The sequence below is a fragment of the Vibrio agarilyticus genome (assembly GCF_012641465.1).
In the GTDB taxonomy this organism is placed as follows: Bacteria; Pseudomonadota; Gammaproteobacteria; order Enterobacterales; family Vibrionaceae; genus Vibrio; species Vibrio agarilyticus.
This window is the reverse complement of sequence record NZ_JABAIK010000017.1, coordinates 60371-86777: the sequence shown is the minus strand read 5'-3', so window position 1 is coordinate 86777 and position 26407 is coordinate 60371. Positions and strand designations below refer to the sequence as shown.

17 protein-coding genes and 3 pseudogenes are annotated in these 26407 nt (G+C 40.9%); 10 read left to right on the top strand and 10 right to left on the bottom strand.

Features of this window, described 5'->3' with window-relative positions:
* Window positions 1–167 precede the first annotated feature (167 nt).
* Both HGP28_RS15255 and HGP28_RS15250 read left to right on the top strand, forming a co-directional pair.
* Window positions 168–1058 carry a tyrosine-type recombinase/integrase gene (locus HGP28_RS15255; protein ID WP_168837334.1) on the top strand — a complete coding sequence of 297 codons (891 nt, stop codon included), beginning with the start codon at window positions 168–170 and terminating at the stop codon, window positions 1056–1058.
* Window positions 1055–2106: pseudogene (locus HGP28_RS15250) on the top strand (IS91 family transposase). Before HGP28_RS15255 ends, HGP28_RS15250 begins: the two are co-directional and overlap by 4 nt.
* Before the next feature lie 259 nt (window positions 2107–2365).
* Here HGP28_RS15250 and HGP28_RS15245 read toward each other — a convergent pair.
* On the bottom strand, window positions 2366–2737 hold the full coding sequence (locus HGP28_RS15245) for a hypothetical protein (RefSeq protein WP_211092020.1): 372 nt from the start codon (window positions 2735–2737) through the stop codon (window positions 2366–2368).
* A 246-nt stretch (window positions 2738–2983) separates the two neighbouring features.
* Between HGP28_RS15245 and HGP28_RS15240 the strand changes: the two genes are divergently transcribed.
* Genes HGP28_RS15240 through HGP28_RS15230 form a run of 3 tightly spaced genes read left to right on the top strand, consistent with a single transcriptional unit; the run spans window position 2984 to window position 9220 of the window.
* On the top strand, window positions 2984–3550 hold the full coding sequence (locus tag HGP28_RS15240) for a hypothetical protein (protein WP_168837332.1): 567 nt from the start codon (window positions 2984–2986) through the stop codon (window positions 3548–3550).
* Between the two features lie 7 nt (window positions 3551–3557).
* Complete coding sequence (locus HGP28_RS15235) at window positions 3558–6047, top strand: hypothetical protein (RefSeq protein WP_168837331.1); 2490 nt, start codon at window positions 3558–3560, stop codon at window positions 6045–6047.
* Window positions 6044–9220, top strand: coding sequence for a site-specific integrase (locus HGP28_RS15230; protein WP_168837330.1), 3177 nt, complete (start codon window positions 6044–6046; stop codon window positions 9218–9220). Before HGP28_RS15235 ends, HGP28_RS15230 begins: the two co-directional genes overlap by 4 nt.
* A gap of 502 nt (window positions 9221–9722) precedes the next feature.
* Here the strand turns inward: HGP28_RS15230 and HGP28_RS19375 are convergent.
* The gene (locus HGP28_RS19375) at window positions 9723–9920 is read right to left on the bottom strand and encodes a helix-turn-helix domain-containing protein (protein WP_281355585.1); all 198 of its coding nucleotides are present in this window, start codon (window positions 9918–9920) and stop codon (window positions 9723–9725) included.
* 344 nt (window positions 9921–10264) lie between these two features.
* On the opposite strand from HGP28_RS19375, the gene HGP28_RS15215 reads away from it, so the two are divergent.
* The 4 genes and pseudogenes from HGP28_RS15215 to HGP28_RS15200 all read left to right on the top strand — a co-directional run bounded on the left by HGP28_RS15215 (window position 10265) and on the right by HGP28_RS15200 (window position 14559).
* A complete protein-coding gene (locus HGP28_RS15215; RefSeq protein WP_168837327.1) occupies window positions 10265–11482 on the top strand; it encodes an Arm DNA-binding domain-containing protein in 1218 nt (405 codons plus the stop codon).
* Window positions 11479–11787, top strand: coding sequence for a hypothetical protein (locus tag HGP28_RS15210; RefSeq protein ID WP_168837326.1), 309 nt, complete (start codon window positions 11479–11481; stop codon window positions 11785–11787). Before HGP28_RS15215 ends, HGP28_RS15210 begins: the two co-directional genes overlap by 4 nt.
* Window positions 11788–11924: 137 nt before the next feature.
* Window positions 11925–12811, top strand: a pseudogene (locus HGP28_RS15205) (IS5 family transposase).
* A gap of 725 nt (window positions 12812–13536) precedes the next feature.
* Window positions 13537–14559 carry an acyltransferase family protein gene (locus HGP28_RS15200; protein ID WP_168837325.1) on the top strand — a complete coding sequence of 341 codons (1023 nt, stop codon included), beginning with the start codon at window positions 13537–13539 and terminating at the stop codon, window positions 14557–14559.
* A gap of 73 nt (window positions 14560–14632) precedes the next feature.
* Here HGP28_RS15200 and HGP28_RS15195 read toward each other — a convergent pair whose 3' ends face one another.
* Genes HGP28_RS15195 through HGP28_RS15185 form a run of 3 tightly spaced genes read right to left on the bottom strand, consistent with a single transcriptional unit; the run spans window position 14633 to window position 17926 of the window.
* Window positions 14633–15478 (bottom strand): class II fructose-bisphosphate aldolase, encoded by an 846-nt coding sequence (locus HGP28_RS15195; protein ID WP_168837324.1) that lies wholly within the window; start codon window positions 15476–15478, stop codon window positions 14633–14635.
* A gap of 14 nt (window positions 15479–15492) precedes the next feature.
* Window positions 15493–17007 (bottom strand): L-fucose/L-arabinose isomerase family protein, encoded by a 1515-nt coding sequence (locus tag HGP28_RS15190; protein WP_168837323.1) that lies wholly within the window; start codon window positions 17005–17007, stop codon window positions 15493–15495.
* A 13-nt stretch (window positions 17008–17020) separates the two neighbouring features.
* On the bottom strand, window positions 17021–17926 hold the full coding sequence (locus tag HGP28_RS15185) for a carbohydrate kinase family protein (RefSeq protein ID WP_168837322.1): 906 nt from the start codon (window positions 17924–17926) through the stop codon (window positions 17021–17023).
* Window positions 17927–18070: 144 nt separating this feature from the next.
* On the opposite strand from HGP28_RS15185, the gene HGP28_RS15180 reads away from it, so the two are divergent.
* The gene (locus tag HGP28_RS15180) at window positions 18071–18919 is read left to right on the top strand and encodes an AraC family transcriptional regulator (protein WP_168837321.1); all 849 of its coding nucleotides are present in this window, start codon (window positions 18071–18073) and stop codon (window positions 18917–18919) included.
* Between the two features lie 176 nt (window positions 18920–19095).
* On the opposite strand, the gene HGP28_RS15175 is transcribed toward HGP28_RS15180, so the two are convergent.
* The 5 genes and pseudogenes from HGP28_RS15175 to HGP28_RS15155 all read right to left on the bottom strand — a co-directional run bounded on the left by HGP28_RS15175 (window position 19096) and on the right by HGP28_RS15155 (window position 26142).
* Complete coding sequence (locus HGP28_RS15175) at window positions 19096–19554, bottom strand: NanQ anomerase/TabA/YiaL family protein (protein WP_168837320.1); 459 nt, start codon at window positions 19552–19554, stop codon at window positions 19096–19098.
* Window positions 19555–20028: 474 nt separating this feature from the next.
* Window positions 20029–20418, bottom strand: a pseudogene (locus HGP28_RS15170) (IS66 family transposase); the annotation flags it as partial.
* Window positions 20419–20587: 169 nt separating this feature from the next.
* Window positions 20588–23956: an FG-GAP-like repeat-containing protein gene (locus HGP28_RS15165; RefSeq protein WP_168837319.1), complete on the bottom strand. Its 3369-nt coding sequence runs from the start codon at window positions 23954–23956 to the stop codon at window positions 20588–20590.
* A 491-nt stretch (window positions 23957–24447) separates the two neighbouring features.
* The gene (locus HGP28_RS15160; RefSeq protein ID WP_168837318.1) at window positions 24448–24849 is read right to left on the bottom strand and encodes a hypothetical protein; all 402 of its coding nucleotides are present in this window, start codon (window positions 24847–24849) and stop codon (window positions 24448–24450) included.
* A 15-nt stretch (window positions 24850–24864) separates the two neighbouring features.
* A complete protein-coding gene (locus tag HGP28_RS15155; RefSeq protein WP_168837317.1) occupies window positions 24865–26142 on the bottom strand; it encodes an oligosaccharide MFS transporter in 1278 nt (425 codons plus the stop codon).
* Between the last annotated feature and the right edge of the window lie 265 nt (window positions 26143–26407).

Sequence of the window (26407 nt, the reverse complement as noted above, 5' to 3'; positions counted from 1 at the left end):
TGCTAAGAGACGGCGCAATGTGGAATAAAGATAGCGTCAAAAATTAACTATTGACGCCATAGTCTCTTGTTGAACGAAGCCGCTCCGCGGCAGAAACGAATAAGCACCAACAGTCATACTCTTTAGTAACACCATCATGTCGGTGGTGTGCTACTGGAGAGAACTCTATGACCCCGTCTGAAAAAGAGCGCTTTGACGCCTTATATCAACAACATCTTACCCAACTCAAGCTTCAAGGTAAGCGAGCCAAAACCATCTCTGCATACTCTCTTGCTGTGCGACGTATCACCGAGTACTTTGATCGGTGCCCTGATACTTTGACCATTGAAGATCTGCGACGATATTTCAGCCAACTGATTGGTCAGGTTTCCTGGAGCACAATTAAACTTGACCGCTGTGGGCTTCAATTCTTCTACAAACATACGCTCAACAAGCAGTGGGAATGGATCGGAATCATCAAACCTCCGAAAGTAAAACGTCTCCCGAATATCATTTCTCCTGAGCAAGTCGCTCAGATTATTAACACCACCCGAGAACCCCGTTACCGAGTGTTATTCTTAACGTTATACACGATGGGACTGCGGATTAATGAGGCTCTCAATCTCACCATCTCTGATATCGACAGTCACAATATGCAAGTCCATGTTCGTTATGGAAAAGGCGGTAAAGATCGACTGGTGCCACTCCCTCACAGAGCGCTTCACGCCTTACGCCGATACTGGTGTACACACCGACATCCCAAACTGTTATTCCCAAGCAAAGGCAAGTGTTGTGATGTCGCGTTTAATGATCAAGGAGCACAAAAAGCACTTAAACAGGTTGTACAGGAATGTGGTATTCATAAGCGAATTACCCCTCACTCACTCCGACATTGCTTTGCAACCCATCTCCTAGAGCAAGGGCTTGACCTGCGTTCGCTGCAAATCCTTCTTGGCCATGCGAGTTTAAATACCACGGCTCGTTATACTCAACTCACACAACTCAAGTTACATGATGCTAATCAAGCTCTCAATCAACTGGCTGACCGCCTGCATCTCGACTGGGAGTTGACCGTATGAGCACTTTTATCGACTTGTTGCGCCAACATCGTCACGAGCTTGAACAAGACTATGGTCATCACTTTAACAGCGATATCAAGCGAGCCATCTCCGCCATGTTACGGTGTAAAACAGAGAAACAAGGACTCTCACAGTGGTATTGCTTCCACTGCCACCATGACGACCGTCTCACTCTTTCGTGTGGAAATCGTCACTGCCCGCAATGTCAGCATCGTACAACATCAGACTGGCTTGAAAGGCAGAAAAGTAAGCTGCTTCCTGTTCATTACACATGGTAACCTTCACATTACCTTATGAACTGAGAAGCTTAGCTCGCTCTGCTCCCCGAGCACTTTATCAAACCATGTTCCGCGTGGCTTCATCAACGTTAAAAGACTTTGCTCACAGACAAACCCAAGGAGAGCTGGGATTTACTATCGTCCTTCATACACACAGCCGAAAGCGAGAGCTGCATCCTCACTTGCACGTTATCGTTGCGGGAGGGCAATATGATGCAAAGAGGCATCAGTGGTTTAAAGGGAAAAAGAATTACCTGTTTAATGAGTTCGCCCTCGCCAAAGTCTGGCGTGCCCGAATGCTAGAATCCATCAATCAAACAATACCTGCGGTTTTACCCCGAGATGTTCCCTCAAAATGGGTCGTAGACTGTCGGTGTGTTGGGTATGGGTTACCTGCTCTGCAATATCTATCGCGCTATCTCTACCGTGGAGTCTTGCCAGACAAAGACATCAAATCTGTCACAGAGAATGAAGTCGCTTTCGAATATGTAGATGGCAAAACGAAACAACGAAGATCCCGAACACTTCCGATAACACAGTTCCTATGGTTGATACTTCAACATGTTTTACCAAAAGGTCTTCAGCGAGTCAGAGACTATGGTTTTCTTCGCGGAAACGCCCATCAACTCTGCCTACAAATCCAGTTACTATTTTTATCTGCGAGCGAACTTTACCGCCCTGTATCTAGGACAGCACAGCAAAAAGTGTTACGTAGTTGCCCTTGTTGCCATCATGAAATGGCTTGTGTTGGAGTCAGCCGACCGAGTTAGCCGAAAGGCAAAAAGAATAAGGATAATGAAGACGGCCATGACTGAGGAGTCGCCTATGAATAGAGCCTAACAGACTGCCACAGCTACAGGTGTGAAGCTATCAGGCCTCACATCATGACACCGTTCGCTTCAAGAAAAGTCACATCTTATCTAAACGATAAACCCATCAGACACAATTTACATATAAAGAAGAGGCTCGGGCTTGTTCAACTCTGAATAAAGCTGTCGGCTGCGCGACAGCTATTCTTATTTGTTAGAACTAATTCACAAAGTATGTGATAAGCCCTAAAACAGCAGACAACAGCCCTAGAGATAATGTCAATGATTCCTTTGCCACTTTCCTTAACCCAACTTCATGTGGTTCATTTGGTTTAACACTGAGCATGACAACATCTTTGGTAAATTTCATAACAACAGAAACTGCTAACTGGGAGAAGCACTTCTCAAGTTTTGCGATGGGATAAGGCAATAATGCTGTACAGATAAATGTAGAAAAAACAAAAAGCAACCTAAGCTCCTCAAAGTCTAATGATGTGCTTTCCGATACTTTAAATGGTACCGGTATGTGACTTATAAACTGTGGAAAGGAGTTATATACGACAAATGGTGCGATAATTAAAAAGTAAACCATATTATCTTTGTAATCGAACTGCCGACCCCTACCATGTCAAGACATATATTTCGCGTTCATTTTGTGAGCAAAATAACACACAAGCAAGTAATGACAACGTTTGCGTTGATTTTTTGACCACATTTCATTAGGTTTTGATAAACAATCGCCTAAAAACGGTCACTTATCGGCCACCATTCTAAAGTTTCTATAGAGGACTTAATCCGATTGTTATTTTAGTTGAACAGAATTGACGGAGCAACGAACATGGACGAACTTAGACGATTTCATCAAGAGATTTTGGCGCAAGCCCACTGGCAGCCGATAAGTTTGGATCGGCTGATCGCCGATGACATTCTCGACACTTTGTTCGCAAAAGCTCATCCTTCTTCCATACTCCGAAATCAGGCACAAGCGACGCCAAATAATCAATATTTATTCAATTTCCTTGCGATGCAATCGCCTGTCATTTGCTACCCATTTCGGCGTCATTATCGGTATTTAGCCGGCGCCTTTACAGTGGAAAAGTGGACGCAAGCAATCGCCGAACAACAATTAGATCCGGACACTCAAATGCCGATGTTTGTGTTCAAAAAAAAACCAAGTGAAGCAATCCGGCGTCAAATCATTCAGTTCGATTTAACCAACAATCTAATGGATAAGTGTTTCGTCAACGACACCAAGAAGCTGAGTTTCTTACTTCGCGCGTGGTTTAAAAAAGACCAAGGTGCGCGCAGCATTTTTCAATCTCAAGAGTGGTTATTGTTATACCCACATCTTAATACATCGGCAAAAACAGCTGCATATTTATCCATTTCAAAAAAAGACTTCTAGTATCTTTATGAGTGAAATTTTAGAAAAAAACATTGCCGATATATTAGATCATGCGCCTCTAGAGGTGGTGAAAATTTGGCAACAAATTGCCATCGATATTGAGTGTCCAGAAGATTTACGCGCGCTCAAATTTGTGATTCATGCGTTGGAAAGCTGCGCAAACTTTAAGCCTCATGACTTTGCTCAAACCTTTAATATTCCGATTGAACATGTCAGTGCACTCTTTGTACCTTTCTCCCATATTGATACAACCGAATACCCTGAATACATGACGGCAACATTAGCGAAAGGGACAAAAAGTGAACGCCCCATTTATGCGTTACTCCATCAACTCAATGCGATAGTTGACCGTTATTTAGCCAATGTGCTGCTGGTTTTTCTTGATCATTACTTTTCCAACGAAGCAAAAATCAAAAATTACAACCGTGACTACCAAATATTTTCCGCAATACGCTTACTTTATACCGATGAGAAATTTGACCGAAGTTGTCTATCTCATACCAACCCAAATGATATTGGGCAAAATTTAGCCGCATACAAAACCCACCTTCTTGGACTTGAGGAACAAGAGAATCATCGACAAATGCTCCCTCACGTTCGTGAATTGATCCATTTTTATCATCTCAGTTGGAAAGTAAAAGCTACTCGGCAACGAAAAAATGCCCAAACTATTCGCAGTGCTTATCGTCGCGATAAACCAGAGCGTATTATTGGCAGCTCATTATTAACGACGTTTTCATTGAAAACTAAACCGGGGGTTTTTCATGAAACCCATTTGGAAAATGGTGTCTCGATTGCTGAGGATTTTCCGCCACTTTGTGTCATTAATATTGATCCTTCAACAAAGAAAAAACCGTCTCATGAATTACCCGACTACTCTGTGTTGCGCGATAAGCATAAAGAAAAAGCAAAAGCCCACAACGTTCAGCGCTCTGTTCGGCAAGCGCATAATATATCGCTCCTCGCGCGTACTGTATTGCAAGCGCATGAGTTGACTTATTTATGGCAAGAGCTCTATTCCACACGCCCTGGAATTCTCAATAATATTAATAAACGTTTTATTCGCTTGGTAATCACGATTTGTCTCATGTTTACCCGTGAATTAGAAAGCACTTTGCAACTTCAGGTGGCATATTCTGAAACCGAGGTTGATGACGGATTCCTTATTACATCGACACACGCCATGTATCTCTCGTCTGTCGCGCCAACCGCTCAGCGTACCAAGCACAAAGAGAATCCCCACTTACTCAAAACCGACGGAAGGATTGCCATGCTCTTACCGACAGCGCTTCACCAGCAATTGCATGGATGTAATTTTCCGGTAGGTTCATTAAAAAGTCATATTGGCGGTGTTGAAAAAGTGCGCAAGGCCATTGATCAGTTGTTGGCAACCATCAATAAAAAGCACGCTTGCCAAATTAGCCTCAAACGCATAGAAAACCACTTAAAAAATGACGTTGTCTCGCGTGAACAGTTCGACCCGGTATTATTAGAGCCACTTAGCGGCAGCCAAAGTTATTACAATCGTTCGCCACGCCATTATGCCTGGTATCACACCGAGGAGTTCGCCAAAAAAGTCGCGCTTCTTTGGCATCATACTTTTGGGCTTCCTGCCGAGGCGCCTCGTGTCAAAGTGAGTTCTAATAATGATAGTTCCACAACGCAAATAGGCTTTGGGTCGGAATTTACCCCCACACTTGAGGTGCTACAAAGTTTAGTCAATGAACTAGAAAGCGAACTCGACTGGTGGTCTGCATTTGAGGCTAGCCAATCGCTTGATAATGTACTGGCTTATCACAACGCATATACTCTCTACACGGTGTATATGTTGCTCTCGGCTACGGGTTATCGTGCCGTTTCTAATCCATTACCCACATTCAGTTTTGCGTTGATGCGACACAACGCGATTTGCATTTCAGACAAAGACAACTCCGTGACCTTTGCCCACATGCGAGTGATCCCTTGCCCAAGCGTGTTGAAATCCCAACTCGGAATGTATCAAACGCACCTGGATGCTCTCGCGCGTTTGCTGGCACACAACTTTCCGTTTGAATCAAACCAGTTTTGCTGGCACCGCTCTCATCTGCGCTTTGTGACGATGACGTCGAAAAACGCGCGTCTTGATTGGCACATATCGGCCAAAAACTCACAAAGAAATGATGGGTTGTTTCTCTTCTTTAAAAAAAAGCCTGATGAGCCCTATCGTTCCACCAATGCATACCCAAGCAGCATCACTAACATGTCATCTCATTTACCTTCCCTGCCACTTAACTTCGGTCGTCACTATCTCAGACACTATTTGCAGCAACACGATGTTCATCAAGAATTGATCAAATTTCAGATGGGTCATTGGGTCACCGGGGAAAATCCTTTGGAAGAGTTTTCATCACTTTGCATGCAAGAAGCTATAGAAGCCTTGTTACCTACTCTCGATACCATGCTGTCAGAGATAGGTTGGCAAGCACGCCCTTCATTACTGACGAGAAAACGCGTATGAACCAACTGCAACGTTTGCCAATGGATGGGCTCAAGGCTCAGTTCGAAACCCTGACCCTCAAGGAGCTTGAGCAAGGACTGGCGCCGCTGCATTCGTCGCCTAGTGGACAACAGCCACTCATCTCGCTCCCTAATGACAGTGAAAGCGAGCGGCTAAAAGTGATCGACAAAGTGTATGCGTACGTGACAAGCCATGCTCGCTACCAAGACAATCAGATCACCGCAAAGTCCTTGCGTGTAATACAAAGTAAGCTGATCAATGATGAAAAACATGGGCCTATTTTTCGCCTAGTATTGAATCTTCTGCTGTTTTTTATCGAAAAACAAACCGGGATCCGAGCGCCAGAAATCGGCACAACCGTGATGCTCAAGCAGCCGTTGCCCACTCTAACCCCAGACGTTTTTTTTCAGTCCGAATTGGCTGATGCGATCTATCAGTTAATTGAGTCCAACCAGACTCTGGGGGCCTATCTTGACGAACCAGAAAATAATGTAGCTTATCTCTGTTTGTGGTTGATGTTAAAAGAGGGGATCACTCGAGAAAAAGACCTCCATGCCCTGCTAGCTAACCAATCATCCTTGTATCGTTTGAATAGCGATTGGTGTTACCAAAACAAACACCACCGCCAATGGCTGTCTAAAAAAGCCACCTTGCTGCTCAGCGTCTGGTTTCAACACCAGCGACCTCGCATCCGCTCTTTAACCTCAACCATTCATCGTTACTTAGCGCAACATAACCTTTTGAGTTATCGTCATCCACTCGGGTTGCTGTTGTTAAGACAAATGTTTAAATTAGAGTACGTGATGGTGCGAAGTAGCGTCGAATACAAGATGTTTATTGGTGCAATCACCTCGACTGCATTATCGGATAATGCGATGACGCGCCTGATGAGTAACACGCCAATCCAAAACCACCGACCACCTAAAACCAAATTGGTGGCAACGGTGCGGCAGCAGCGTCATTGGCGCTCAGGCTTCACACCAAATCAAGCGGCATTGCGTCAGCGAGTGCCTGCCGATATCGAGGAGATCGCGCCATCCAAACAAATTCAAATCATTCGCCGTTTCACCCAAAAGCTGACCAGTGCTCCCCCGCAAAAAATAAGCCGTGTCTCAACAGAGGTGTTAAAAGAGCTGCAAAACAAGCTTGAGGACAAATCTCGCATTCGTTCACGTCCTTTTTGCTGGTTGCTACTCGCGTGGCTATACCATCTTTTGAAAAATGGCGGCAAATTTAAATCTCACCTGAGGTTAAAAACGGTGGCCAAATACATTAACGGAGTCAGTGTGCCTTTTATTACTGAATTCGCTGGGTGCGATCCTGAGCAAATGAATGAACTCGACTGGGCTGAGAAATTAAACTTGGTGATAGAGTCGATCTCGTCGCCGCAAGCCAAAGCGTTTGTCGCCTATTTTGCAGAGTTTCTGATTGATAGTGAACTGGTGCCGGAACTGTGTTTGTCTGACATCGATTTACCCGCCGCTGAGCACAATGCAGACGCCAACATCATTACCCACATTGAAGCCGAACGTGTACTGAAATGCCTCCAACGCTCCAAACACCCAAGGGCCGAGCTGGCACGGCTGCTGTTTACGTTTGGCTTCTATCTCGGTCTGCGGCGCAATGAGATACGAGGATTACAATTTAAAGATTTTCATCATAACCAAGAGCTTCACCATACGTTGCACGTCCGGCCCAATAAGTATCGACTCTTGAAGTCGACCGACGGCTCGCGAAATTTACCTATCGAGACCTTGCTCCCAGCGCCCAACTTTAACGAGATGATGGCATTTTTAGAGACGACAAAACTCAAGCACATGGATCGCGCCACGCCCATTTTCCATGCGTTCAGCGACATTCAAATCAATGAAGCATTTGTACTGGTGACCTCAGTGATGCGGGGTGTTACAGGTGATGAAACACTGCGTTTTCACCACTGCCGTCACTCATTTTGTAACTGGACACTGTGCCTGTTATATCAAGTCAATCAAACTGGCAAGTGGCCTTTTCTTTGCCATGACTACTTCAGTGCCGAGCAAGCACAAGCGCTACGTGCACGTTTAGGGATCGCTAAAAATACTCGAAAGCAGTTTTGGGTCGTCAGTGAATTACTTGGACATGCTTCGCCAAGTACTACGATTTCGTCTTACTTTCATTTGGCGGATGTATTTCATCGCAGTTTCTTTGCTACCCATCTTCCAGAGCCGTTTGCGGTGCGAAAAGTTTGGGGTCAACGCACGCCGCTTGATGCGTGTGGCAACCCTATTTTAAAACCGACTCAGCAAACCGAATATGCCGAGCTACAACCGCCGGAAGTACGCTTTGATGCGGTCACAGAACCTTTTGATGTGAGCCAACTTGAACCATCACAGGCACAACCGGTTAGCGAATCGCTCACGATCATCGACGTTTGGCGCGTGATCCGCCGCGCAGCTGAAGGTCAAACACCAGAGATCATCGCCAATGACTTATCTTTGTCGCTGCCTAACGTACACAATATCCTTATTTTTGAACAAGACACACGGGAATACACGCAGCGATTTTCGAAACACCCGGCCAAAGCTATGGTTAACTACCATGCACTAGATACGTCAAACATCAAAGAATTGGAGCAATGGATACGGGCTTTTCACCATCATGAAAATGCGGTTAAACAAACGCTCAAACTGCCACTATTGCAAAAATCTATTGAAACCTTCGTAGGGGCCAAGGACGCAAAAATTCGTACTCACGATAAGGATGTCGCGCTAACGCTTTTAAAAATGCTGACCATGTTAGATATGCCCAATCAGATCATTGAAGTAAAATGGTATATGACAGCAGAAACCATCACCTCAACGGCGCAACTCACACCATACTTGAAACACATCGATTTTTGGAAAACGGCATTGGTTCAACATCTTGGGATGAGCGAGCAGCACTTTTCTATTTTGCTGCCACATACCCATAAAATGCTTAAGGCACATTTTGCCATCAAAGCACACACAACGCTCAGTGATGATGGTAAATATCTCAAATACAAAGCGCCTGGTTATGTCTCAATTGAGGTTAAACAAACTCGTTTTGTCTCAGACGCACTCAAACCAAACGATGCTAAGAGTCGTCCGAGAAGGCGAAAGTCATTTGTGAGTTTTTTGAGGTTGTTGGTGATCTATTTAAAAGCTGCAAGCTAGCACACTCAAACTGACCCGCAGTGGACGCAAGCGACACCAAAACTATCCTCAGTTAAACTGTTGAAACGCTGAAATAATACGCTCTTGGAACCATCTAAAAAAGAAGTGGTATAACACATTTGGACCTTCTCCCTGTCAATAGGTCGCATTACCGGCCTTTGGCTGTTCAAGCAACCAAACCAAGTCGAACAGGAACATCAGTCACTTTCGCTGCTAAGCCGGTTGTTTACGACAGACACATATTAAGGTTATCTTCCTAGGGCCTCATGGTTGCCTGTGGTTGATGCGCAGGGTCAGATTAAACCTCCACCCTAGTCATGCATCGTTAAACCCAGGGTGGCACTATTCAAACAAAGGGCTCAATCTCGCTTGTCGCCTAAATTGACCCGTTATATTTAGACTCACGTTGGATGGAAGTAACTGATATAAAACAACCAAAAAAATGCACAGTAAGCGTTTTGAATTATCCAGCATCGCTCGCAACGATTAAACAAACAGAAATTTACTTATCTGGTACATACTCAACTACGTCTTCAATTTTACATTCAAAGAAACGACACAACGCCTCCACTGTCGTCATACTAGTGTTATAGCCCTTATTGTTGGCTATTTTAGACATAGCTGAACTTTGGATCCCAACCTGTTCGGCTAAATAACTCAAAGTCACTTTCCTTCCGTTATGAAGAGGCTTCCGCTCCATTAATTCCTTTACTCTATAGACAATCAATTTGATATTCCAAATTAGAACTAAAAATGTCTTGATAAGACGGATATTGACCCCTATTATTTGTCTTGTGAAGACGAAAGGAGGTCAAATGCACCAGTCACTATTAACAGCAAGAGAACTCGCAGAGCGCATCAAATTTAGCGCCAACTATATCAATTCGACTCTGCGAGACTCTGTTTTCATCGAAGGTAAGCACTACGTTCGACCGTTCAATGGTAGAAAAATTCTCTACATTTGGGAAGAAGTTGAAGCAGAATTATATCAATCTGCGACACGAAACCTTCACTATATTCCTATGGCTCGAGGGAGGGTTTGTCATGGGTAGCGTCAATTCTCGTAATGGTAAGCTTTACATCGATTTCCGTTATCAGGGTGTGCGATGTCGCGAACAAACCGCTCTGCCGGATACGCAAGTTAATCAACGCAAAATACAAAAGCTGCTGAAACAACTTGAGGCGGACATGCGATTGGGTTGCTTTGTTTACTCCGAGTATTTCCCCCAATCCAACAAAGCCGCTTCTTTCGCAAAACAAGACCGCGAAGCTCAAAAAAATAAACAAGCGTTACTGGGTAACTACAAAACAGCGCTGCAAGAGCTTCAAGGCATCGAGACAATTTTATTCGAAGATTTTGCGCAGGAATGGTTTGACGAAAACTCGGTGCGTTGGAAGCAAAGTTACCAAGACAGCATGAAAGTCTATCTTTGGTCCTATCTGGTGCCACATTTTGGCGAGTATGAGGTGGGTCGGATCTCAAGGCCTGATATTCTCAAATACCGCGCATCACTGGTTAAGCCTCGCGACGATGGCAAGGTGCTCTCTGCAGAGTTTATTAACCACGTAATGACCCCTCTACGCATGATTTTAGCGGAAGCGGCTGATCGTTATGAATTTCGCTCCACCTTTGAGAACATCAAACCGCTGCGTGTTGAACGAAGGAATGTGAATCCGTTTGATTTAGATGAAGTGAATCGCTTTTTGTCAGCAGTGCGATCTGACTATAAAAACTACTTCACTACCCGTTTCTTTACAGGTATGCGAACCTCCGAAATTGACGGTTTGAAATGGAAATACGTCGACTTGAAACGCAGGCTGATCTCCATTCGGGAAACCCATGTTCAGGGGCGCCAAGAAACCACTAAAACCACCCGCTCTACCCGTGATATTTTGATCTCGTCTGTGGTATTGAAAGCGCTGGAATCACAATGGCAAGTCTCTGGTGATAAGGAGTTTGTGTTTTGTAATGCCGCAGGTAAGCCGCTTGATAAAGGGAATATTCGCGACCGGATTTGGAAACCGACCCTTGAACGTCTAGGCATGCCCTACCGCCGCCCTTACGAAACTCGTCATACCGCTGCAACTTTATGGCTGGCTGCTGGCGAAGCGCCAGAGTGGATTGCTCATCAAATGGGACACACCACGACTAAGATGTTGTTTGATGTTTACAGCCGATATGTACCCAACTTAACCCGCCAAGACGGCAGCGCCTTTGAGAAGCTGTTAGGCCAAAGCATGAACACGGAGGATAATTCATGAACTATTCCCCTTTAGCAGTGCACTGTGTCAGTCTGTGTTGCGATATCATGCAGAATCCCCAATTCCAAACCTTGTCGCATGATGAAATTGATCATTTCTACCAAGAAGTCGTTGAGCTTATTAAAACCCGCACCGAGGTCTGGTCTCATTACCATTCCAATCAACCTGAGTTTGTTGATTCGGTGGCGCTCGGTGTGATTAAGGCTCTGCACATGATGAAAAAGAGGCCAGAAGCCCGCGATGCCACATGGTTGTTAGCGGCAATGCAATCGCGGATTGATTCCTCCCTGAAGATGCATTCCTAGTTGTTAGCAGCAGTATGACTCGGCAGAAAAACGAACACCAAATGAGTAGCGTATTACTGGACTTTGTTGCGCAAATCGATGGAACTAAACCAATAGCTTACGATCTGATCGGCTACATTCATTCACTCTGTAGCATCATGCCGGCGGCGTTTTTCAAAATAGCTCTCATCAATCGTGGTTCTCTGACTTTTTTGATTGACGAAGAAGCGATGAGTAATTGGAAACAAGGAAAGCCAAACAAGCGTGGGAGACCTCATGTTTTCAGGGAGTTAGCCATCACAACGGCTCTGATTCTTTTCAATGCCACTGCGTGCTTCGTAAGGCTTTATGGATTTCGTTTTTCAGCTTGCTCAGCTTCCATTGCGCTGCCCGCACTACAGTTGCATCAGCCATCGAGTCAAAGACGTTGATGTGAGTTTCAAAACAAAAACCAAAGGACCGATTCAGCACCTTGCTATCGATCCTAATGGTCTTAAAGTTTATGGTGAGGGTGAGTGGAAAATAAAAAAACATGGCACGGATGGTAAACGCAGAATGTGCTGGAAATTACATATCGCAATCGATACGAGTACACGCGAAATTATTGCCGCAGAATTGAGCTTATCTTCGGTCACTGATGCGGAGGTGCTGCCAAATTTGATTACGCAAACGCGGCGAAAGATCCTTAACATATTGAATGATGGAGCTTATGACACAAAGGGGTGTCACGCAGCAATCGGCATTAAACGAGCTGTAGCGCTCATTCCTCCAAGAGAAGGCGCAGCATTCTGGGAGCAAGGTCATCCAAGATGGCTTAGCCGTGGGTTGTTAAAAGTTATACGGTTCAAACAAACATTGGAAAGAACGGTATGGCTACCACAATCGTTCACTATCCGAGACAGCGATGTATCGTGTAAAACAGTTGCTTGGTAAAGGGTTAAGTCTAAGAAATTGCAACGTACAAGCTGGTGAAACCTATGTGATGATCAAAGCATTGAATAAGATAACAGGGCTTGGTATGCCTAAAACTTGTCGTATTGACTGACGATCAATCCAAGCAGGGCTGCTCGGTTTCGAAAACGAATTACGCAACAACAAAACCATACAAACAACGCTGACCCATATAGATTGACAAGAAAAACACACCTTGAATTCAATGATAAAAACAAAAAAACAGGCAAAAGCGAGTTACCCGAAAATATTAAGAATGATTAATTTTATTAGAATCAAGATCATGACGCTTTCCAATAACCAAACTGCTCACGAGTCTCCCCCGGCTACATACGACTAACATCTCCAACAAGTTAAATACATAGGTAAACTGCAAACCAAGAAAGACTACAAGCATAGATCAGCTGCATGATGAGTTTAGCGGAAGCAAGCCGACTGCTCTTCAACATCAAGGTAACGATTATAAGTAATAAATTGAGACAAGTGCGTATGTGCGAAGCAAATACAATGTGCCCTACCGCGGGACTAAGCCGTCAAGAGTCGTTACCAATCTATGCATAAATATTTAAATAGGTCTAACAAAAAAACAAATTTGGTTTACCAACATAAATCACAGTTTTAGAGCTGACAGTATGTTAAATTTATATGGCATGCTTTGATATTATTGATAAGTTAAAGCGAAACATTGGCACTAAATAAAATCATAAGTCAATATAATTTCAAAATTTCATTTATTGTTTAACATTGAAATCGATTTCGTTTTTTCTATCAAGGTAATTAACATAGATTACCCTGGAAAATTAAAAGGATTATTTAGTTTTGTTAGTTAAAGTTTTTTCTGATATCATTTATATTGCCAGAGGGCTAGGGATAATTCTCGTCGTGATTGGGCATTATATGTGGCATCCAAACTGGATCTGGTCTCCTTACTTATTTCACATGCCCCTTTTCTTTTTTATTGGAGGCTTGACAGTTACTCCTTTTAAAAAAATTTATTATGGAATAAGAAAACTTTCCATCGAATTATTTATTTATTATATACAATGGTATGTAATTATTGCAATCATTACATATTTCATTACGCAAACATGGAAGACAAGCATTATTTTTAACTTAGGAACAGGAATTGATTTCTTTATCTTCCCTTGGAAACACAACAACCACAACAATTCACTTTTTATGGTTGGATGGTTCATTATTGCCTACTTCTCCACATCAGTAATCTTCAAAATAATACTCACTAATATAAAACCAGAAACATCAAAAATTAATATGCTTATCTTCGGTGTTACTCTTGGTATAACTGGAATTGAAGTTATATCCCCATATTACCACACGAATAAAACGTGGTGGGTCAATGTTATTTGCCAAGTATGTGTCGGAATAATGTATTTCTCTATTGGTTACTGTCTGCGAGATAAAATCGGAAAAATAATAAAATTTAGCGTTGGATTACTTAGTGCATTTATTCTAGGCTTATTAGTTTTTTCTGGTATTGCTCATGAGTTGGGAATGTCATGGAGTCAGTACCCCGATGGCTTCTTGGTTCACCTAGCGACCTCATTACTTGGAATTGTTTCAGTACTTTCTTTCGCAAAAAAATTGAATAAAACGATTTTAAAAGGTCACTTAATCATGATTGGACAATTCTCTAAGTCAATAATGACCTTGCACATACTTTGGTTAGTAATTACAGGTTTATGTTTGGGCTTTATCGGAATCGTCGATATTAATAAAATTTCTGCGCTACATCATGAAGTTAACCTTCCCCTCTCTATTATTTACATTATCATGAGCTTATATGGTTCAATTATTACTGCCAAGATATTGAAAATGAGGTGAACATCACTATTAATTTGATACAAATTCAACTAGCCTTAAATTAAATCGGCGCTAAAAGCGCCAATTTAAAAATTCAGCTGGCTAAATGTGGGTTTATTGCTAACAGACGATCTTTTACAACCCCTTGCACCTTAGAAATTACATTTTTCATAATGACTGGTGGATATGCAGAATCAATATCTTTACTTATTTCAGAATGTACGCAATTCATATAAGTACTATGTACAATAGTACCGATATTGATTTTAGAAATCCCCAAAGTAATTGCTTTTTGGATATCCTCATCAGGAATACCTGTACCTCCATGAAGCACCAATGGATGTGAGATGGAGGCGGCAATTTCTCTCAAACGGTCGAAATGAATTTTCGGCTGCGTTGAAGTAAAACCATGAGCAGTGCCTATACCAACTGCAACGATGTCTGGATTAGCTTCTTCACAGATAGCAACAACATCGGAAACAGATGCTAAAAAATCTCTCTCGAATTTAGCTTCGACCCCACGGCCCATAATTTTTCCAATTTCAGCCTCCACTGTAACACCGGCGCTACGAGCATAGTTTACGACTTCACGTGTCATAGCAATATTAGTTGCTAGGTCGAAATGAGAACCATCAATCATCACCGAATCATAGCCATCATCAATCGCTCGCTTACAAAGATCGACAGAAGTACTATGATCTAAGTGCAAATAAATTTTGTTTTTTGCTATATTTTGAAAGCCGTCAATCATCTTACGGCAAAGATATGTCGTGTTAAGCGCTGCAACAGGAGGATAAGTCATCGCCATAAATGGTAAATCGAGTTCATTCGCTGCAAGGGTAACTGCGTGAAGATCGTAAATATCATTTATATTAAAGCCAGCTAAACACCGACTATCTTTACGATATTGATTAAGTAATTCCGTTAGGTTAGTTGTCATAATCTTATCCCATTCTAGTATTCTAATTTTTTTGCAATGCCACGGCCCGTTATTTTAGCTGGTGTTGCTTTAAGCTCTTCAATTCCAACCCAATAATTAAATTCTTCTAAGTCCTCTAATAAGTGTCCTCGAGACACAATCCAGTGATGATCCATGCCATAATTCAGGATGGAACTAGTTATCGATTTAGAGCACAAATGTTTAGGAGCAACTTCACCATAACAGCCTCTATAGCGCATCGGAGAATCAACAATGTCCCCCTCAAATGCAAACATCGTCGATGCATGAGGATATTGATATTTTGCAATCGTGACGGGGCCTTTTTCTTGAAGAAATTCAAAGAGCATGCCGTAAGAAGTTTCAGGATCGTAGTTATCTAGAATACTATGATTACGTATTTCTATTTGTGTTCCTTCACGCACTAATTTGGTCGATGAGCCACCACAGTGCCACATACCTACTTTATTTTCTGCATGATTAACATAGGAGAAATCCATTAAAGTAGGTAGACCTTGACTCAAAGATAATTCATTAACAATTACCATTGTCAGAAGAGCGCCCATATCAGACTCATCAGCCACCGGGATTCCAAGATCTTGAACGAGGGCTCCAGCACCATCACCAGCTATGCCATAATTATCAAATAACTCTGGCCAATTTTTCAAGGCAACCCCAACATAGCCCTCTCTATTTGTATAATCAGCAATAGAGAGTGCTAAGCGAACCGATAGGAACAGCTCTTCTGACTTAACCAAATTATTTGCAACTAGTGAAGAGCTTAGTAATTTATCTACAATAGACGCTACTATATCATCAGAAAAAGTCTTTTCACCATGAAGCCAAATACTGTGTATATCAATACGATCAACTATCAGGCCAAAATGTTTAGCAATAGACATTTCGTTTAGCTCACAATCGTAAAAACCAGGCACACGCATACCACCAACCATTAAAATTTTTGCGTGCTTTAAGCGTGCTTTCGCAGAGACAGCTCGAACAAATCGTCCAAGTGAATCCGTTAGCCCACATGCTCCTGGCTCCTCAAAAATCCATGAATACTTAACTTCCATAGATGACAGATTGTTGAGCAGAAAGTTTTGACCACATAAGCGGTTCGACATTAAACTACCACCAGTTACTTCTGTATGAGACCAGCTAAGCAAGGGAACATCATGGTCGGTAAGCCAGCGGCCTAGCAATAGAGCCATATCCCCTTGAATGTAAGATGCTTGATAAACGATAAGTGCACGCATACCTTTCGCATAGTAACTTTCTAAGAGCGTTAGCATCTCTTCTTTCGTTTGAATTGGTTCTGGCGCAGCAAGTATTGAATTATAGTTAGTGATTACACTCATCACATCTGATATAGCTTTACTGTAAGAGTTTTTCGCTTTTTGCCAATCGAAATGCAGTTCGAAACCTATACCTATAAATCCAATCGGTATATTCTTTCTTACTGTTTTCGGTGTGACTAATTTTTTCATTACTTGTTCAACAATGCCTGTTTTTTCAAAAAAATTTGGAGTCATATATTTTTGCCTATTACTGGTGATTTTGGATAAATATTTTTACTTCTTCTTCATTTGGAAAATAAGAACGACCACCAAAATGCGTTGCAACAATTGCGGCAAAGGCAGAGGCAAATTCCATGCGTTTTGGTAGAGAATAATTTTTAAGAAGCGCGTAAGCGTAGGCCGCATGGTAAGCATCACCACACCCTGTGGTGTCAACAACGGCGACTTCGTAACACGGCTGAGTAATAATTTCATCGCCAGCCAATGCCCAACTCCCGTTCGCGCCATCAGTAATAATCAATTGAGCGTGAGTTTCAGTCGCTAACTTTTTTAAACAATCAATTGGGTTTTTACGTGTGGTAAGTGTTTGAGCAGCTTCGAGAGGAAGAATGACATGATTACCTAACTGTATCATTTTTAAAAGCTTACTTGGGTCGCCAGCTTCCACATCTAAAATTGATGGAACACCTTTTTGCTGTGCTATGCGTAAAAGCTCGATATTCCCTTCAAGGTCATACCCGTCTACATAAAGAAGTTTTGTCCTGTCAAGCCATTCTGGCTTTATATCATTAGGACCAAGCGGCCGATATCCTTTAGTAGAGTAGAATACTGTACGTTCACCTGAACTGGAATCAACTTCAACAAGAGCTGTAGCAGGTACTATTTTAGGGTCTTTAATTAATAAACTAGTGTCAACATTGAAACGACTGAACTCAGCCCTTGCAATAGCACTTTGGACATTATCACCAATAAAGCCTAAAAAGCTGGTTTTTAAGCCGAGTGCGGACATGCCGCAAGCTCCATTACCTGCTGGTGCACCGCCTTGAATAATTATGTTATCGATTTCATGCTTTCGACCTTTTGAAACGGAATTTGGTACTATTACTAGCAAATCGACAACGTTAAGACCAGAAACTAAAACGTCAAACTGCATCTTTATCCTCAAAATAGATTTCTTATTTAAACTAGATGGTAACGAAAGACACTGATAACGCGTGAATACTTTTTTTGATGCAACATGTACTATTTTAGCTGTATAATAAAAGCAATTATTAATTTACAAATTTTAACGTAAGTAATGAAGCCTATCCTAGAGCACATAGCAAACAACAATGAGCAGTCATTATTTTTTGGTACATATGACAAAATATCCTTTTCTTTCCCCTGGCATTATCACCCTCAATGGGAATTGACTTTTATTATTGAAGGCAATGGCATAGCCTATACAGGAAATGAAGTAAGATATTTTACGCCCAAGGAACTCGTATTAATTGCACCTAACATTCCTCATTGCTGGAAAAGTAATGCATCAGACGCCGAACACGTAAAGTCAATATTCGTACAGTGGAATAACAATTACCTAGGAAGAGATTGGCTAAATAAACCAGAATTCATCACGATAAAATCAATGCTTGAGTCATGTCATGCAGGATTTAAATTCATACTCCCCAATGAACATGAAGAATTGACAAATAAAATCAAGCAATTAAAACGCTTGAGCTCGTTTAAGCGAATGTGGCTTTTTACGGAACTGTTATATGAGATTAGCTTGTTAGATAGGACGCCTATCGGTTTCGGTGGTAATTTAAAAGAAAATTTACCTAATTCCAAAAGAATTAAAGATATTCTGAATTACGTAAACCGTCATTACACCCGAGTGATTACCGCAGAAGACATCGCCAGTGTAGCTAACATGGCACCTGTGTCATTTTCCAAATATTTCTCTCGTACATTTGGAAAATCATTTACTAAGTTTTTGAATGAATATCGAATCAGTCAAGCATGTAGCCTACTTGTAGCCACAAATAAACAAGTCGATCAAGTAGCAGATTTGGTTGGTTATCAGAACCTATCATTTTTTCATAGACAATTTAAACTAATTACAGGGAAAACGCCTCAACAGTTTAGACTAGAGTATCGTAATTAAGTCAAGAGATTTTGATAAATGAATCTAACTATCTATCAGTGCCTCCAATATCGAAACAACCTGAAATTACAAGTAATCACTCAGCGCATAAACTATTTTGAAAGAGCGAACAACATTGCACGATCAATAGAGGCGACTATATAAATAACATATATCAACTAAAAATATAAAAATTCCTAGTACATGGGAATTTTAACTATGATTTTTTCAACTTTAGTTGACTGCCCCTTTATTGCACATAGAGGCCGGTGAATTTGCCCAGGATAAAAAATAACAAAATCTTTTGAATCTAGTTTAATAAATTTTTCATTATTAACACGATCAAAAAAAACAATATCATTTTCAAATGGATTCTTTATATCAATTTGAGGTGGTAATACATTTGTAAATCCAATTTCTTCACAACCCGATTTTAGTATTTGAACATCAATATATCTCTGATGGACTTCCGCTTTTCGCTGCTCTCTAGGCTCACACTCACTCATAGCGATTATAACAAAAGCATCTTTTTCACTCAGTGAGAATTTGCCTAGTGTCTCATTCTGCGCAATTTTCCACGCTTCCTCAATCAATTTACGATAACGTAACTCTAACAAAGGCAGAGAATCCAATTTATCAATATTTCCAAAAAACATCGTATATTCCAATAATAAAGTACATATTGAAATAATACACTACACACAAAAATTGGCAAGCCAAAGGTGTCAATTTGGTTTTCCAAACAACATATTTCCAGCACGTAAAGTTATTAAAAATGCAGCCCATTGGAACATAAACCAATAAATATCATAACATTAGGGAGCAAAGGGGTTGAACAGCAACCTTTAGTTGACCATGCACAGGTTGACAAAATTAACACCATTGGTTAACATTGATTCTCGAACCTACTTTACACCCTTATGTCTGAATTTGAGCAATATATCTCCAGTATTGTTATCCCCTTGTAAATTCAAACAACTTTAGGTGGGCTCTGAGATTTCTCAGAGCTTTTTTTATGCTCATATCCAAAGCAGTCAATCAGGTCATGACCTTTAGAAATAGAACTAACATAACTGCGCAGAAGAGAGTAGAAAAACGTACTCGCCCCATGAACCCACGGGGCGACATTATTAATGTTTAAAGTTCCATGGCAGGAGCGCATCGATGTCAGGCTCTGCTTTCGCAAGCTCTTTCATGCACTTGACCATGTAATCATAGAGAATGCGTCCATTGGCTTTTTCGGTCTCGACGATGCTGTAAAGCATTGCGCTTGCATCCGCGCCTTTGTAATTGGTTGAGAACAGACAATTTTTTTCGGCCAATAATCAGTGGTTTAATTGCACGTTCAGCTCGATTATTGTCCATCGATAAATGACCATCGCCGATATAGCGGATGAGCTTCGGCCATCGACCGACGTGCATTTTATCGCTTTGCCTAACGGGCTCGATTCGATCACTTGTTGAGTCGTCATCCATTCGTACAACTCGTCCAGTATCGGTTTGGCATGTAGTTGGCGTTCCTCATGTTTGGAGACGTGATCTTATTATTCGTGTTAGGTGATTAGAAAGCGGGCTTTATGACGCGCTTACAGAAAGACTAATTAAAAAAATGCCCAATTCATGCCATTGGATACAAAAAAGCCTTTAATCTATATTAAAGGCTTTTTTATCTTTTATATTAAAAACTTACTATTTTTCACATTCTGCAGTCACGCCAATAGGCGTGATACATACAGGCTGCGTGCCAACGTTTTTCGTAGCACCCGCTTCAGTCATAATCTCTAAAAATAGATAATAAAAACGATCTTCAGGTAATTCCTCTGTCGGAACCAACCCATCTTGTGCATAAGTCGGAAGAGGTAAAGAATATGTCACCGTTCCAGACTCTGTTCCGGCAGTATTTGGCACAAGGGCATATTGAACCCCATTACTACCAGAATAATCTTTATCTAAACCCCAACTATCCTTTACCAGCTTGCGAAGATAGATTCTAATACCTTCTTTCACTTTTGTACCAGAGCCTGCGTGATAACTAAAAGTAACCTCCATATTCTTATCAATTGGATTTGCTCTAGTGTGGTATTTCCAATAGTTATCCAAATCTATACTTATCGCTGCGAAGGTCTCAATACTCAGGTCTAATGTATCTTTAACTGCACCATCCACCTCACTACCATTTGCAGTAGCAGTGATGGTTACATTGCCCCGTTTCAAACCAATTACTTTGCCCTCAATAACAGTAGCAACTGTTGGATCAGATGAAGTCCATGTAACAGTACTATCATTTGCTGATGCATCTGAATTTTGTAAAGTCAACTTAGTGATAAGTTGAAGAGCGTGTTCATCGCCAGTATATACTGTGGTACTAGCTGGCTGCACAATATCAAGCTGAGTCACATAATTAGCAACATTACTAACATTAATTTCAATACTATCTGTTACAGAGCTGTTTTCAATGGAACTGACAGTCACTACTGCTGTTTCTGTATCAAGTAATGCAGTAATCAAACCGCTATCATCAACACTTACTGCGTCAGAATTAGACGAAGTATATGTCAATGAATTAATTGCATTGAGTGGTTGAAGCACTGGATTTAACTGATAGGTCTCACCGACTTTTAACGTTTTACCCACTAGTCCCAATTCAATGGCACTTGGGTTTGGAGCAATAAAGTCGTCACTACTTTCAGTCTTATAATGCCCTTGTGTCGGCTCATTTAAAGTAAGAGTTTCACCATTACGCCAGATCACTTTAATCGACTTAGCCTCTTGCGCTTGACCTAAACCGATATGTACAAGATTCATAACGCTTTGAGAGAATACTTCACCAGCTGAGCCAATCGTTTGATAAAGTGTTTTACCATCATTAGTGTTAAGCTCAATCATAGCACCTAGGGGATCAATATTATTTTTCGGACTATAGCCAACATCTACTTTAATATGATTATCGACGTTTTCAGTAATATTACGATATAAATACCATTTCCCTTCTTCATTACTGCCGTTCAACAAATCCACTTTACCATCGCCATCAAAATCAAACGCTTGTCCCATATCACCATGACCAGAATCAGTATCGCTATGTGCTCCGTGGGTTGTAGTTATATGAAAACGTTTACCATCATTGATAAGCAAAAGATCCGCAATACGCTCTTTCAGCTGGCCAAAACGATGGATAAAGAGGTCTTCATTCCCGTCATTGTTAAAATCACCTCGGGTAACGCCCCAATGATTACCACCCAGTGGGATCTGCCATTGTTCTGCTCTATCAACAAATTTACCTTCAACTTCATCAAACATGAGCAAATAATCTTGGCGATTTCGATTTTGTGGTTCCCAGCCTTTATAAACCAGATCTTCAACCTCTTCGAGTGAAAAACTGATATTCCAGTACACATTTTGAGTTCTCACCCACTCCATCTGCCATTTACCATCAACATAACCAAGATAGATACCATTTTGATCACGTACTTCAGGGAAACCAGCAGCTTCAGCCTTGGTAAAAGTATACTCTTTAGGTGCAAGTTTCATGTCTGGGTGCTCTTGGCTTATTTGAAAGCCTGTAGCATACATCCAAGTCACTTTGGCATCAGCGCCTAAGTAAATTGGATAACCATCATTATATTGGCGATAAGTTAAATTTAGTTCACTCATATGGATATCACCCTCTGAACTAAACTCAATCGCTGTTTTGCCCGTCTCACCATCATCACGTATATCTAGAGTTTTAGCATTAGCATCAAAGTCCGCAGACTTTTTAGATAACTGATATTCCGGTAAGCCACGAGCTAAATATATATCTTGGCGCCCATTGTTATCAACATCAATATTTGTCGCTGCCTGAATATCCCAATATGCACGAACCTCATCAGGCAACATATCAGATTTATCTTCGAAGCCAGAACCCGTTCCTCGCCATAAACTTGGTGGCGAAATAAACAGCATGTCATCAATGTTGTCATTATCGTAGTCAAACACTAGCACTCGCTCAGAAGAAGCACTATCGATACCTGGCATTGAGACCCATTCGAATCTATAATCATGTTCGGGGCCTAGATTTTTATAGAAATGTTGCTGAGGATATTTATAGTCTGGAAGATCTGTTTTGGCGTTGATCATCACCAAATCTAAAAATCCATCCTGATTAAAGTCAATAAATCTTGGCGCACGTCCTCTCGATGGTTCCTTGATCCCCGAATCAGTCGGAGAGATAATAGTGTAAACATTATTACCGTCGTTTCTTAATAGTTCATAAGAACTTGGGTTGGTACCATTAGCGCCACCAAAAGCAACGATAACATCAAGGTCGCCATCATTATCGTAGTCTCCAAGAGCAGTTCCATGATAGTCACGCGCTTGATCACCATAAAGTTTAGTTTCTACAATATTAGCAGATAATCCATTATTTATAATCATTTGTGGCGAAACGTAGTTATGATTATTGAGTACAAAATCGTAGTCACCGTCACCATCCACATCGCCAACAGACGGACCACCATATTTATAAGTGATTTCTTCTGGTAAGCCTACCTGCTCAGATATATCTCTAAACAGAGGAAAAGTCACTGCATTTTCCGGTGCACCAAACTCCATCTTGGTAATCTTTATAGCTCCATTGCGAGCTGCGACTTCTAACTTAATATTCTCAGTATCAGAAAAGTTAACCAAAAGTTGCAATATGTTAATACCTTTTTCAGGAATATCTAAATTGTCCACCAATATTTTCTTTTGAGGTTCAGCATTATCGCCACTCATCGTCACGACGCTATCTTCATCAACTCGGTAAATAGATAAAACTTCAAAAGGTTCTTCGGTTTCTACCGTAAGAAGCAAAGTCTCGACATCAGAACTTGGCTCATAATCGAGCAGTACAGTTTTACCTTTTTCTATTTTTAAAGGCGTTACATCAGAAACATCACCAGGAGTGATTCCTACAGTTGGTATTGGTAATTCTTCTGATGATGAATTGGTGTCACTATTACAAGCCACTAGCACTCCAGCTATAGCTAAGCAAATCGCACTTCGTTTTATGTATTGATTCATTGCTTTATATTCCACGTTGAAAAAACACCGAGATCATTTCACGCCGGGGCACCGAAAGACAACAATTAACCATCCAATTTGAGATATTCATCATACCAATTAAGGCCAATGAGATAAAAATCACTATTTTATTAGATACACTGGTTAACAGATGCCATTGGAAGTGAGAATAGAGTTAAACCATACTAACTAAATCGCTCAACACGCAGGCAGTTTGATCGGAATTTGCGTCTTTGTGCTTACTTATTTCGGGATGTTGAAACAGGAAATAAATCAGATCTTAAGCTAGCTAACATACTGTTTAATTAACAAACAAAGTATGCATCTGCCCTGGAAACATGAATGTGGGCAGCTCTGAAATTGATATTAGTGATTCGAGGTATAGTGTAGACGTGATGCGGAAGATACATCAACAAATTTTAATTATTAAATAGAATTTGAGCTATTTGATAAAGATATGGGAGGTTGGCCTTAAGAGAGGAAATTTAGCCAACCTCACTTAACCATCAAAATCCTTGATGGAATGGGACGTTGTTTTTAATATTAATGATTTGTTTTAAAATAACGTCTTGAGGAGCATCACGCTTATAAGACTCTGTATCACGACAATCCATAACCAAAGAGAACACCTTGTATCCATGAACTTCAGCCAGTTCATAATAATATGATAAGTCACTGTTCTTAGAAAAAGAATTAGTAACGAATATTTTACACTCATTCTTTTTCATCAAATTCAATACACTATTTCTGCAATATTCATCTGCATGTGGCTTTAATTTCTCATTCCATTTGTTCTCTCCGTATTGTGCATAATAGTCCCAACAGGAGATTACATTTTCTGACAATGATTTTGCAAACTCGGTCTTACCTGTACCAAATGGTCCTCTAACAATATACAAATGTTTCATCTCAGCATATCTCCATTATGCAGTTGTAGTTTCTTGATGCAAAATTTCTTCTTTCATTTCCACATTTAATTTTGAACTTAGAGTAAAGAAGGCGAGAATCGTTGCGCATAATGAGAATAGCCCAAAGTATATATAGCTCATCGGAAATCCATGTGTATCATACATGTTCCCCATGATTGGTGATGCTATTGCGGTCATTATATTATTAACAACTTGGAAGCCAAACATATAAGTAAATGAGTTCACTTTTTTGTCAAACTGCTCTGCTATATACGCAAAAGTCGAAACGATCAAAAGTGGGTTTACAATACCAAATAGGATTTTAGCTATTACTGCTAGAACAAGACTTTTCTCACCTAGCCCTGCATATCCAATGGTCAGCAAGCAAGCTGTTATGCCGAAAGCCGTTAAGATCAAACTGCCTTTAGCACCTATTTTTTTGATAATGAAAGGAACGCAAGCACTAAAAATAAATAGAAAAACAGCAGTCAAACCATCCATATTAGAACTAAACGTGATGCCTTCATCTTGGCTAGGGAAGAAGCTGATAAAGTAGCGTGTAAACTGAGTCATTGATGTCCAAAATACAACCGATATCGTCCCAGCGTAGGTCATAAATGCCCACATTTTGGGATTTCTTAACAGTTTAAGGACATCCTCTCGCTGAATTTTTTCTGCCGATAGTACATCATTATCTACATCATCTAGATGCTTCACTTTTAACGACAGTGCAAATATTAACATAATTACGGCTGAAACACTGCACGCAACAAAGATAAGATCAGGGTCTATATTATAAAGAAATCCAGCAAGAATGGCAGATACACCCCATGCAGCAATACCGAATCCATTCACAAGACCAAAATCGTTGCTATGACAACGTGCGAAGCGATCAGAATATGATGCGATAACACCGCTACCTGCTTGAAATAACATACCAAGGTAAACTGCACCAACAATAATCCCTGCTGCAAATGTAGACTCCTGACTTAAAAGAGGGCCGTAAACATAAATATAAAATGGGCCAATTAGAATAGAAAGGATTGAAATAAAGTAGAGTAGGTGCTTTCGTAAACCTAACTTATCCATCATATAACCCATCGCAGGCTTAAAAAGGACAGCAATACCCGTTTGCAAACCAAATAAAACACCAATCTGTGAGCCGTCAATACCCACTCTATCGTTCAACCAAACAGCAAATAGGGAGCCTGAACTTAATGACCAAAAAAAATTATAAAAGAAGTACATCAAGCATACTTTACCCATTGCCACTCTATTTGAATCGATTTTCATAATATCTCCATAATCTGTACTACAGACATGTTTTGCGAAAAGATTTTGATTGTTCTTAGCAAAGAATACCTTGTATCCCAAATGCAAACAGTGACCAAAGTAACACTTTGTCTTACCAATGCAACCAAATTGGCCAACCACATTTAACGGTGTATATCTTTACTTTTTTTGCACAAAAAAAGCAGCTTTCGCATTTAGAAAGCTGCTTCACTTAAAATTGTATGTACCGATCCCTTTTAATCAGGCTGTAATGTTGACTTGTACT